Source organism: Ornithinimicrobium sp. (assembly GCF_051004135.1).
Taxonomy (GTDB): Bacteria; Actinomycetota; Actinomycetes; order Actinomycetales; family Dermatophilaceae; genus Ornithinicoccus.
The window spans coordinates 24,497-35,310 of sequence record NZ_JBPCKQ010000162.1; the positions used below are offsets into that span (position 1 = coordinate 24,497).

11 protein-coding genes are annotated in these 10,814 nt (G+C 71.2%); 2 read left to right on the plus strand and 9 right to left on the minus strand.

What is annotated here, in order from left to right; all coding sequences use genetic code 11:
• Positions 1–65: 65 nt before the first annotated feature.
• Complete coding sequence (locus tag ACR2FV_RS11075; RefSeq protein ID WP_434015752.1) at positions 66–1,160, minus strand: calcium/sodium antiporter; 1,095 nt, start codon at positions 1,158–1,160, stop codon at positions 66–68.
• Positions 1,161–1,215: 55 nt separating this feature from the next.
• Here ACR2FV_RS11075 and ACR2FV_RS11080 point away from each other — a divergent pair, with 55 nt between their 5' ends.
• Positions 1,216–2,193 (plus strand): SAM-dependent methyltransferase, encoded by a 978-nt coding sequence (locus ACR2FV_RS11080; RefSeq protein ID WP_434015753.1) that lies wholly within the window; start codon positions 1,216–1,218, stop codon positions 2,191–2,193.
• Positions 2,194–2,243: 50 nt separating this feature from the next.
• Complete coding sequence (locus ACR2FV_RS11085) at positions 2,244–3,347, plus strand: NADH-quinone oxidoreductase subunit D (protein WP_434015761.1); 1,104 nt, start codon at positions 2,244–2,246, stop codon at positions 3,345–3,347.
• Between the two features lie 16 nt (positions 3,348–3,363).
• On the opposite strand, the gene ACR2FV_RS11090 is transcribed toward ACR2FV_RS11085, so the two are convergent.
• The 8 genes from ACR2FV_RS11090 to ACR2FV_RS11125 form a co-directional block, all read right to left on the minus strand.
• On the minus strand, positions 3,364–3,864 hold the full coding sequence (locus ACR2FV_RS11090; RefSeq protein ID WP_434015754.1) for a DUF3180 domain-containing protein: 501 nt from the start codon (positions 3,862–3,864) through the stop codon (positions 3,364–3,366).
• Positions 3,861–4,754 carry a 2-amino-4-hydroxy-6-hydroxymethyldihydropteridine diphosphokinase gene (gene folK, locus ACR2FV_RS11095; RefSeq protein WP_434015755.1) on the minus strand — a complete coding sequence of 298 codons (894 nt, stop codon included), beginning with the start codon at positions 4,752–4,754 and terminating at the stop codon, positions 3,861–3,863. The genes ACR2FV_RS11090 and folK overlap by 4 nt, the downstream gene beginning before the upstream one ends.
• Entirely contained in the window at positions 4,741–5,559 is an 819-nt protein-coding gene (folP, locus tag ACR2FV_RS11100; RefSeq protein WP_434015762.1) for a dihydropteroate synthase, read from the minus strand. Before folP ends, folK begins: the two co-directional genes overlap by 14 nt.
• 14 nt (positions 5,560–5,573) lie before the next feature.
• A complete protein-coding gene (folE, locus tag ACR2FV_RS11105; RefSeq protein WP_434015756.1) occupies positions 5,574–6,209 on the minus strand; it encodes a GTP cyclohydrolase I FolE in 636 nt (211 codons plus the stop codon).
• On the minus strand, positions 6,190–8,208 hold the full coding sequence (ftsH, locus tag ACR2FV_RS11110) for an ATP-dependent zinc metalloprotease FtsH (protein ID WP_434015763.1): 2,019 nt from the start codon (positions 8,206–8,208) through the stop codon (positions 6,190–6,192). The genes folE and ftsH overlap by 20 nt, the downstream gene beginning before the upstream one ends.
• Positions 8,209–8,320: 112 nt before the next feature.
• Positions 8,321–8,872, minus strand: coding sequence for a hypoxanthine phosphoribosyltransferase (hpt, locus tag ACR2FV_RS11115; protein ID WP_434015757.1), 552 nt, complete (start codon positions 8,870–8,872; stop codon positions 8,321–8,323).
• 53 nt (positions 8,873–8,925) lie between these two features.
• Positions 8,926–9,924: a tRNA lysidine(34) synthetase TilS gene (tilS, locus tag ACR2FV_RS11120; RefSeq protein ID WP_434015758.1), complete on the minus strand. Its 999-nt coding sequence runs from the start codon at positions 9,922–9,924 to the stop codon at positions 8,926–8,928.
• A 3-nt stretch (positions 9,925–9,927) separates the two neighbouring features.
• Complete coding sequence (locus ACR2FV_RS11125) at positions 9,928–10,668, minus strand: zinc-dependent metalloprotease (RefSeq protein WP_434015759.1); 741 nt, start codon at positions 10,666–10,668, stop codon at positions 9,928–9,930.
• Between the last annotated feature and the right edge of the window lie 146 nt (positions 10,669–10,814).

Here is a 10,814-nt window from a genome sequence, read left to right on the forward strand (position 1 = left end):
GTCCCCCGCCGGCACCCGCAACCCTGGCAGGATTGCGACATACCGGTCCTGCCGCGGATCTTCGGTCAGTCCTCCGCCGGGATCCTGGACTGTCCCCTCCCGTGCCGCACCCCGGCCTCGTAGACCGCGGAGAGCAGCGGCAGCCCCGCCACCAGCGGCAGGACGAAGATCAGCATCACGGTGCTGAATCCCGCGGCGGCATCGTGATCGCTGGCGGCCAGCACGACATACCCGGTGTAGGCGGCATACAGACCGACGAAGACCAGCCCCTCCCAGCGCACGATGAGAGCCCGGGTGAAGGCCACCGGCAGCAGCACCAGTGCGGTGGCGATCATCAGCGGGATGTCCAGGGCGACAGCGGCCCCGGGCACGTCCAACCCACCCGGAGCCAGCAGCGCCGGCAAACCGAGGACCAGTCCGATGTTGGCAAGACAGCTGCCGACCGCGTTGCCGACAGCCAGCTCGGTCTGTCCCTTGCGCACCGCCACCACCGAGGCCGCCAGCTCGGGCAGGGAGGTGCCGATGGCGACGACGGTCAACCCGATGACCAGACCACTGACCCCCAAGGCCGTGGCGATGTTGACCGCACCGTCGACCAGGATCTGGGAGCCCCCGACCAGCAGACCCACCCCGCCGATCAGCATGAGCACCGCGACGGGCATCGAGACCGAGACCGCCGGCACGTCGATGTCGGCATCCGTGGTGGGCGCCCGCTTGCTGGCACGCACGGTCCACAGGGTGTAGACCACCAGGACCGCCAGCAGCACCGCACCGTCGACCCTGCTGATCCCGCCGTCCAGGGAGAGCACCAGCAACAGCACCGAGAGCGCCACCAGCACCGGCACGTCGATCTTGAGCAGCTGTCGGCGCACGACCAGGGGCACGACCAGGGCCGAGACACCGAGGATGAGCAGGATGTTGGCGATGTTGCTGCCGACGATGTTGCCGATCGCCAGATCGGTCTCCCCGTCCAGCACGGCACCCGCGGTCACCGCGAGCTCGGGCGCGGAGGTGGCCACAGAGACCACCGTGAGCCCCACCACCAGGGGTGAGATCCCGGCCCGAACCGCGAGGGTCGAGGCGCCGCGGACGAGCAGCTCACCACCGCCGACCAGCAGCACCAGTCCCAGCAGGATGCGACCGATGTCGAGGGGATCCACACACCGAGTCTAGGAACAGATCCTGCCAACCGCGTGCGGGTGGCAGGATCTGGCAATGGTCCAGGACGACGCGCTGCCGTGGGACCGGGCGTGGCAGCAGGCGCTCTACGGCAAGACCGGCTTCTACCGCCGCCCCGAGGGGCCCGGGGGGCACTTCGCGACCTCGGCCCAGGGCATCCCGCAGGGAACCGAGATGCTCGCGCAGGTCGTGGTGGGTCTGGCCCGCCGGCACGGTCTGCAACACGTCGTCGACGTCGGCGCGGGTCGGGGCGAGCTGGCAGCTGAGGTGGCCCGGCAGGAGCCTCACCTGCGGGTCACCGCTGTGGACGTTGTCCCCCGGCCCGGCTCCCTGCCCGCCGAGGTCGCCTGGCAGGTCTCCCCCGGCGGGTCGGCGCTGCCGGCCGGTCTCGCGGGGCTCACCGGCAGCCTCGTGCTGGCCCACGAGTGGCTCGACGTGGTCCCCTGCCCGGTCGTGCAGCGGGACCAGCACGGGGTATGGCGAGTGGTCGCCGTCGGTCGATCCGGCAACGAACGGCTGACCCACGAGCCGGACGAGGAGCAGCAGCACTGGTTGCATCGGTGGAGCACCGACCACGTGCTGCGAGCCGAGATCGGGACACCCCGGGACCGGGCCTGGACCGACCTGTGCTCCCGGGTGGACCAGGGCCTGGTCGTGGCCGTGGACTACGGGCACACGGCCGGCGGGCGACCGACCGAGGGCACGCTGACCGCTTACCGCCAGGGCCGCCAGGTCCGGCCCGTCCCCGACGGCTCGTGCGACCTGACCGCCCACGTGGCGGTCGACTCACTCGCCGCCGGCACGCCCGGTTCCCGGCTGCGGCGCCAGGGTGACCTGCTCGACGACGTGCTGGGCCCGGCCGACGCAGTGCCGCACGGCTTGGCGCGGACCGAGCCCACGGCATACCTGCATCGACTGGCGCAGCAGGCCGCCCGAAGGGTGTTGAGCGCACCCGGCGGCCTCGGTGACTTCTGGTGGGTCCAGCTGCCCCGTGGGGCTACCGTGGGCCCGTGAGCAGGAGCATCGACGTCAGCACCGGCGCGGCCGGTCTGAGCACCACCGAGATGGTGCTCAACATCGGCCCGCAGCATCCTGCGACGCACGGGGTGTTGCGGTTGCGGATCACGGCCGACGGTGAGCGGATCACCGCGGCCGAGCCGATCATCGGCTACATGCACCGGGGCGCGGAGAAGCTGTTCGAGGTCCGCGACTACCGCCAGATCATGGTGCTGGCCAACCGGCACGACTGGCTCTCGGCGTTCAGCAACGAGATCGGCGTGGCCCTGACGGTCGAGGCGATGACCGGCACGCAGGTGCCCGAGCGCGCCACCTGGGCGCGCACCCTGCTGGCCGAGCTCAACCGGGTGCTCAACCACCTGATGTTCCTCGGCTCCTATCCGCTGGAGCTCGGCGCGATCACCCCGACCTTCTACGCCTTCCGGGAGCGCGAGGAGCTGCAGGCGGTCATGGAGGAGATCTCGGGAGGTCGGATGCACTACATGATCGCCCGGGTGGGTGGTCTGCGCGAGGACATCCCCGACGGTTGGCTGGACCGGGTCGATTCGGCGGTGGCGGCGGTGCGCCGACGGTTGCCCGACCTGGAGAGTCTGCTGGTGGGCAATGAGATCCTGCGCGCCCGGACCGTCGGGGTCGGCGTCCTGGACGCGGACACGGCCCGGGCCTACGGTGTCAGCGGACCGATCGCCCGTGCATCGGGTCTGGACGTGGACCTGCGCCGCGACGAGCCCTATCTGGCCTACGGCGAGCTCTTCGGTGCCGACGGACCGGGGCGGGTGGTCACGCGCACGGCGGGTGACGCGCACGCCCGACTGGAGGTGCTGCTGGAGCAGGTGCAGGTCAGTCTGGAGCTGGTCGAGCACTGTTGTGCGAGGTTGCGGGACCTGCCGGACGGCCCGATCAACATCAAGCTGCCCAAGGTGCTGCGGGTGCCCGAGGGCGAGCACTACCAGGCGACCGAGAACCCGTTGGGCTTCAACGGCTACTACCTGGTCAGCCGAGGCGACAAGGTGCCCTGGCGGCTCAAGCTGCGCTCCGCGTCGTTCAACAACGTGCAGGTGCTCTCGCAGCTCCTGCCGGGGACTGTCGTGGCCGACATGGTCGCCATCCTGGGTTCGATGTTCTTCGTGGTCGGCGACGTCGACAAGTGATGTGCTCGGAAGCAGATCAGGAGTAGGCCAGGCCGCCGGGATCGGCGTCGTCCTCGCCGTCGGGGTCTCGGGGGGGCAGGGCACACCACGCCTGGGCGACGAACCCACTGACCGACACCGCCGCCGCCGCGAGTGCCGAGGCTCCTGCGCGCAGCGCCCGGTCGAGCACCGACGGAATGTCGAGTGCCGGCAGATGCACGACCGTGTTGGCGACATACCAACCCAGCAGCACCGCGCCGCCGAGCGCGCAGGCCTGGGCCGCGACCAACGTGCCCCGTGCGAGCTGAGGGCTGGGGGGCGAGGGCACTGTGGTGCGCACTGAGCGGCGCACGTGCCAGGCAGCGGGAAGCACCAGGGCACACACGAGGACCAGCGGCACCAGCCCGAACCACGGGATCAGCGGGAACTCCCGACCCTGGCCGCGCCACACCGTCAGCAGGACCCAGCACAGGAGCGTCGAGGCCACCGCGAGGACCGCAGCGAGCCCGACCCGGACACCCTGGTGTCCCTGGCTCATGACTGCTCCCAGCGCAGCACCCCGGAGGTGTCCACCTCCCCGACGAGCTCTGCCACGGGGCGGACCTGGTCACCCACCCGCAGTGCGGCCGAGCCGTCCACCGCGAGCCAGGGCACCAGGACGAAGGCCCGCTCGTGGGCGCGCGGGTGCGGGAGCTCGAGGTGAGGCGTGTCGCTGACCAGGTCGGTGCCCTGCTCGGGGTCGCCGTACTGGACGAGGTCCAGATCGAGGATGCGTGGCCCCCACCGTTCGCCCCGGCTGCGTCCGGCCGTGGTCTCCAGCTCCTGCAGCAGCTGCAGCAGGGAGGCAGCGGAGCGACCGGTGCGTCCCACGGCGACGGCGTTGACGAAGTCGGGTTGTGGTGGACCGCCGACCGGGGCCGTGCGATACAGCGCAGAGACCCGCACGCCGCGCAGGCCGCGCCCCCGCGCAAGGCGTCGGGCGGTGCGCTGCACGGTGGCCGAAGGGTCCGCCAGATTGGCTCCGAGCGCGATCACCACCGGCACGTCCCGGCGACGGCGAACCGTCACCGCCACGTCGGCGAACGGCACCCCGACTGGGGCCTGCGGCTTGTGCACCGTGACCGCGATGGTCTCCACGAGCGGCTGTTGGGCCAGCACGAGGTCGGCGACGTGACCCGCGACGGCCTCGATCAGGTCCTTCGGCTCGCCCTCGACGACCTCGACGACCAGCGCCGCGACCTCGGCGTAGTTGACGGTGCGCCCCAGCTCGTCGCTTCGGGCGGCCGGACCCAGCGGCAGACCCAGCTCGAGGTCGACGACGAACACCTGGCCCTCGCGGCGCTCGGACTCCAGCACGCCGTGCCGGCCGTGCGCACGCACACCGGTCAACGTGATGACGTCACCACGACGAGCCTCAGACCCGGACACCAGAGACCATCTCCCACACGCCCAGCGCGCTCCGGGTGGCCCCGACATCGTGCACGCGCACGGCCCAGGCCCCCGCCTGGGCCGCCAGCAGACTGGTGGCAGCGGTCGCCATGTCGCGCTCCAGCGCGGCCGACGGCTCGGCCTGCGGGTCCAGACCGGCGCCTGGGCGAGCCGGCAGCCGCCCCAGGAACCGCTTGCGGGACGTGCCGACCAGGACCCGGTGCCCGAGGCCGGTGATCCGGTCCAGTCCGGCCAGCAGGGCCCAGTTGTGCCCGGCATCCTTGGCGAAGCCGAAACCGGGGTCCACCACCAGCTGGCCGGGGCTGAGTCCGGCCGCAAGCAACGCATCGACCCGCCGCTGCAGGGCGGTGCCGACCTCGGCGACGACGTCGTCGTAGACCGCGAGCTCATCCATCCGGTCCGATGGTCCCCGCCAGTGCGTCACGACGAAGGTCACCCCGGCAGCGGCAGCGACCTGCGCCATCTGCGGGTCGGCGAGTCCGCCGGACACGTCGTTGACCAGCACGGCCCCCACGTCCAGACAGGCCGCAGCCACGCTGGCCTTCATCGTGTCGACCGACACGCTGACGCCGTGCTCGGCCAGCTCGCGCACCACGGGCACGACGCGCGCCCGCTCGGTCTCGGCGTCCACCGGCCGCGCTCCCGGCCGGGTCGACTCGCCACCGACGTCGACGAGCTCGGCGCCCGCGGCGACCAACGCCAGCCCGCGCGCGACCGCGCTTCCCGGGTCGCTCCATACCCCGCCGTCGCTGAACGAGTCGGGCGTGACGTTGAGCACCCCCATGATGCGGGTGGGGGTCACGACCAGCTGCGGTGAGCCATCAGCAGGCTCATCGCCTCCGCCCGGGTGGCGGGCTTGCGCAGCGACCCGCGCACCGCAGAGGTGATGGTCCGGGCGCCCGGTCGCCGGACCCCGCGCATCGACATGCACAGATGCTCGGCCTCCATGACCACGATCACCCCCCGCGGGTCCAGTGCCTGCTGCAGGGCATCGGCAACCTGTGCGGTCAGCCGCTCCTGCACCTGCGGGCGCCGTGCGTAGACGTCGACCAGCCGCGCCAGCTTGGACAGCCCGGTCACCCGTCCGTCGTGACCCGGGATGTAGCCGACGTGGGCGACCCCGTGGAAGGGCACCAGGTGGTGCTCGCACACGCTGTAGAGCGCGATGTCGCGGACCAGGACCATCTCCTCGTGCTCGACGTCGAACGTGGTGCCCAGCACGTCGGCCGGCGACTGCGACAGCCCGGAGAAGAACTCGGCATACGCCCGCCCCACCCTGGCCGGGGTGCCCCGAAGACCGTCGCGGTCCGGGTCCTCCCCGACCGCAATCAGGATCTCGCGGACGGCGGCCTCGATGCGTGGCTGGTCGACCTCGGTGCTCGGCGCCGGGTCGGCGTCGTCGAGCGGGTCCTGCTCAGTGCCCAGGGTCGACATGACCGCCGTCGGGGACCTCGATGACCTTGGCGGCCGGGTGCCGATCCTCGCTGGTCGGGTGGTGCCCGTTGGACATCGCGCGCCGCTCGGCGTCGGTGAGCACGGGGCCCCGTTCGTGCACGCTGCGCGCGTCACTGGACAGCCAGACGGGCCGCTGCGGCCGGAGCCGGACGTCGGCGAAGATCTCGGCCAGCGCCGGCGCGGCGAGGGTCTCCTTCTCCAGCAGCTCCAGCACCAGGGCGTCCAGCACGTCGCGGTTGTCGTTGAGGGCGTGCCACGCCTCGTCGTGGGCCGCCTCGATGAGCCGGCGCACCTCCTGGTCGACGACTCCGGCGAGGTTCTCGGAGTAGTCCCGCTCGTGCCCCAGGTCGCGGCCAAGGAAGACCTCACCGGAGCCCGAGCCCAGCTTGACCGCACCGATGCGCTCGCTCATCCCGAACTGGGTGACCATCATGCGGGCGAGGCCGGTGGCCTTCTCGATGTCGTTGGAGGCCCCCGTGGTCGGGTCGTGGAAGATCATCTCCTCGGCAACCCGGCCACCGAGTGCGTAGGCCAGCTGGTCGAGCAGCTCGTTGCGGGTCGTGGAGTACTTGTCGTCGGCCGGCAGCACCATGGTGTAGCCGAGCGCGCGGCCACGCGGCAGGATAGTGATCTTGCTGACCGGGTCGGTATGCCGCATCGCCGAGGCGACGAGCGCGTGCCCGCCCTCGTGGTAGGCGGTGATCTTCTTCTCCTTGGCGCTCATCACCCGGGTGCGCTTCTGCGGACCGGCCATCACCCGGTCGATCGCCTCGTCGAGGTGCTCGTCGGTGATCTCCTTGCCGCTCTTGCGGGCGGCGAGCAGCGCCGCCTCGTTGAGCACGTTGGCCAGGTCCGCTCCGGAGAAGCCGGGCGTGCGCCGGGCCACCGTGAGCAGGTCGACCCCCTCGGCCATCGGCTTGCCCTGACTGTGCACCTGCAGGATGTGGTTGCGGCCCATCATGTCGGGGGCCTCGACGGTGATCTGCCGGTCGAAGCGGCCGGGGCGCAGCAGCGCCGGGTCGAGGATGTCGGGACGGTTGGTGGCGGCGATCAGGATGACGTTGGTGCTGACGTCGAACCCGTCCATCTCGACCAGCAGCTGGTTGAGGGTCTGCTCCCGCTCGTCGTGGCCACCACCCATGCCCGCACCGCGGTGCCGGCCCACGGCGTCGATCTCGTCGACGAAGATGATCGCGGGCGCGTTCTCCTTGGCCTGCTCGAACAGGTCGCGCACCCGGGAGGCGCCGACACCGACGAACATCTCGACGAAGTCGGAGCCGGAGATGGAGTAGAAGGGCACCCCTGCCTCGCCGGCCACGGCCCGGGCCAGCAGCGTCTTGCCGGTGCCGGGAGGCCCGTAGAGCAGCACGCCCTTGGGGATCTTGGCGCCCACGTCGAGGAACTTGCGGGGCTCCTCCAGGAACTCCTTGATCTCGTGCAGCTCCTCGACCGCCTCGTCGGCGCCGGCCACGTCGGCGAAGGTCACCTTGGGCATGTCCTTGGTGGCGAGCTTGGCCTTGGACTTGCCGAACTGCATGACGCCGCGGCCGCCGCCCTGCATCCGCATCATCAGGAACAGGAACAGGCCGAGGATCAGCACCAGCGGCAACAGGGTGAACAGCAGGGAGACGAACCAGTTCTGCCGGGCCGGGTCATCGGTGAAGCCCTCGCTGGGCGGGTTGTCCTGCAGCGCCTGCACGACCGCGGGACCGCGGCTCTCGACGTAGAACGCCTGGACCTGGGTGGCGTCGCTCACCTCGTCCTTCGAGTAGGTCTCGCCGTCTTCCAGCGTCAGGTCCATCCGGTCGGGGGTCACGGTGACCGAGGCGACCTTGTCCGATGCGATGAGCCGCATTGCCTCGGAGGTGTCGATGCGGGTGTATCCGCTCGGCATCATCAGCGCAAACCACAGCGCCCCGAACCCGAGGATCAGGGCGACCCACATCCAGGGACTGCGGTGCTGCTTCTTCTTGGTCATCGGCGTCCGGGGCACTTGCGCCCCGCTCCTTCGGGTTGGTGGACGGGCTGCTACGAGACAGCCTGCGGTCTGCTCGCCTCAACGTGCGGCCGTAGCCCAGTGTTCCAGATGCTCAGCCGTAGCAGTGCGGCGCGAGCACCCCCACCACGCGCAGATTGCGATAGGCCTCGGCGAAGTCGAGCCCATATCCCACCACGAACTCGTTCGGTATGTCGAAGCCGACGTAGCGAACCGCGATGTCCACCTTCGCCGCCTCCGGCTTGCGCAGCAGCGTGCAGATCTCGACCGACGCCGGCCTCCGAGAGAGCAGGTTGGTGCGGATCCAGCTCAGCGTCAGCCCCGAGTCGATGATGTCCTCGACGATCAGCACGTGCCGGTCGGTGATGTCGGTGTCGAGGTCCTTCAGGATCCGCACCACCCCGGAGGACTTGGTGCCCGAGCCGTAGGAGGAGACGGCCATCCAGTCCATCTCCGCCGAGCCCGGCAACGAGCGCATCAGGTCGGCCATCACGACGACGGCCCCCTTGAGCACCCCGACCAGCAGGACGTCCAAGTCATGGTAGTCGTCCCAGATCTGGGCCCCGAGCTCGCGCAGGCGACCCTGGATCTGCTCCTCGGTGAGCAGCACGGTCTCCAGGTCTGCTCCCATCTGCTCAGCGTCCACGCGTCCTCCAGTGTCTCAACGGGCACGGCCTTCCGGGCCTCGGATGGGGCCATTCAACTAGTCACGCTCCGCTCGAGCCAGACCTGGTCCGCACGGCGCCGCCCGCGGGTGCCGCCCGGCAGGTGAACCGGCCCCTGTCCGTGCCAGTCGCAGACCAGCGCGTCCAGGGACGCCAGGTGGGCGGCGCTCAGGCTTCCGGGCGGCACCTCGTGGTCCACGGCGAGTCGTTGCCACAGTCGCATCCGCACCGCGCGGGGGTGGCCTCGCACCTGGGCTGCCGTCCACGGCGTGGGACCCAGCTGCCGGTATGCCGTGTCGCTGATCTCGTCGAGGGCGTCGGCATCGGCGCGCAGTAGGTCGGCGCTGCGGGCAAGGGCGGCCACCACACCCGGACCCAGATCGGCCTCCAGTCGCGGCAGCAGGCGTCGGGCGCGCACCCGGGTGAAGCGGCCATCGTCGTTGTGCGGGTCCGCCCAGGTCGCCAGGCCCAGCTCGGCGCAAGCCTGCGCGGTGGTGTCGCGGGAGAGCTTCAGCAGCGGACGCAACACCGTCACCGGTCCGTGTCGGCGAGCGGCCGGCATACCGGCGAGCGAACGAGCCCCGGAGCCGCGGGCCAGACCCAGCAGCACCTGCTCGGCCTGGTCCTGCAGGGTGTGCCCCAACAGCACCGCCTGCGCTCCGTGCCGCACCGCCTGCTCCACCAACGCTGCGTATCGGGCCACTCGCGCGGCGTCCTCCATCCCGGTGCTGCCCGGCCGGACCGCGACCCGGACGGCGACCGTCTCGACAGGGGTGAGACCGAGACCCAGGCAGGTCTGTGCGGCCTGCCGGGCCACGGCGGCCGACTGTGCCTGCAGCCCGTGGTCGACCACCACGGCACCCACCGAGCCGCCGCGCTGCGGCACGACGAAGCCGGCCGCCGCGGCCAGGGCAAGCGAGTCGGGACCGCCGCTGCACCCCACGAGCACCCGCGCCCCGGTCAGATCGTGCGCCTCCAGGCCGCGCCGCACCGCGACGCGGACCGCGGCGACAGCGGGCGCAGGGCCGGGCACTGCTCAGCCGTGCACGCGCCGGACCCAGGCAGCGGGGTCCGTGATCTCGGGGGCCCTCGGCAGCGTCTCCGGCGAGGTCCACACCCGGTTGAAGCCGTCGGTGCCGACCTGGTCAGTGACGGCCCGCACGAACGCAGCCCCGTCGCGGTACTGCCGCATCTTGGCCTCCAGCCCGAGCAGTCTGCGCAGCAGCACATCCACGGCGCCGGCCCCCTTGCGCCGCTGCGTGAACCGCTCACGGATGGTCGCCACGGTGGGGATCACCTCCGGTCCGACCTCATCCATGACGACGTCCGCGTGCCCCTCCAGCAGCGACATCACGGCAGTGATCGCGGCGATCCGCTCGCGCTGCTCCGCGCTGGCCAGCAGGTCGGTGATGTCTCGCTCGCCGCGGACCACCGCCGGGAGGCCACGCACCAGGGACTGCAGCCGCTCGGCCGCTGCTGCACCCTCAGGGACCATCCCGGTGCCCAGGGAACGGGCCTCAGCGATGATGTGCTCGCGCAGCCACGGCACCGCAGTGAACTGCACCCGGTGGGTCTCCTCGTGCAGACAGACCCAGAGCCGGAAGTCGCTGCTGTCCACCCCGAGCTCGCGCTCGGCCTGCAGAATGTTGGGCGCGACCAGCAGCAGCCGAGGGGTGCCCTGCGGGGCCAGGTCGTACTGCCCGAGCACCTTGGTGCTGACCCACGACAGCAGTCCGGCGACCTCGGTGCCGGTCAGCGCTCCGCCGAGGCGCTGCACGGCCTAGGGTGGCTCTGCACCGGGCCGGGAGGTCCTGCATCGTGACTTGCCCTCCTTGGCCCGCTGCAGCTTTCGCTGTCGCTCGACGACGTCGTCGAGCACGGGACCGATCATGCCCTCCAAGGAGCGGGTGTTGGCATGAATCC

Bases quoted from the DNA above. Each gene is read 5' to 3' on its own strand.
- ACR2FV_RS11080 (WP_434015753.1), top strand. From the start codon at position 1,216: ATGGTCCAGGACGACGCGCTGCCGTGGGACCGGGCGTGGCAGCAGGCG.
- ACR2FV_RS11085 (WP_434015761.1), top strand. From the start codon at position 2,244: ATGGTGCTCAACATCGGCCCGCAGCATCCTGCGACGCACGGGGTGTTG.
- ACR2FV_RS11090 (WP_434015754.1), bottom strand. From the start codon at position 3,864: ATGAGCCAGGGACACCAGGGTGTCCGGGTCGGGCTCGCTGCGGTCCTC.
- folP (WP_434015762.1), bottom strand. From the start codon at position 5,559: ATGGGGGTGCTCAACGTCACGCCCGACTCGTTCAGCGACGGCGGGGTA.
- folE (WP_434015756.1), bottom strand. From the start codon at position 6,209: ATGTCGACCCTGGGCACTGAGCAGGACCCGCTCGACGACGCCGACCCG.
- ftsH (WP_434015763.1), bottom strand. From the start codon at position 8,208: ATGACCAAGAAGAAGCAGCACCGCAGTCCCTGGATGTGGGTCGCCCTG.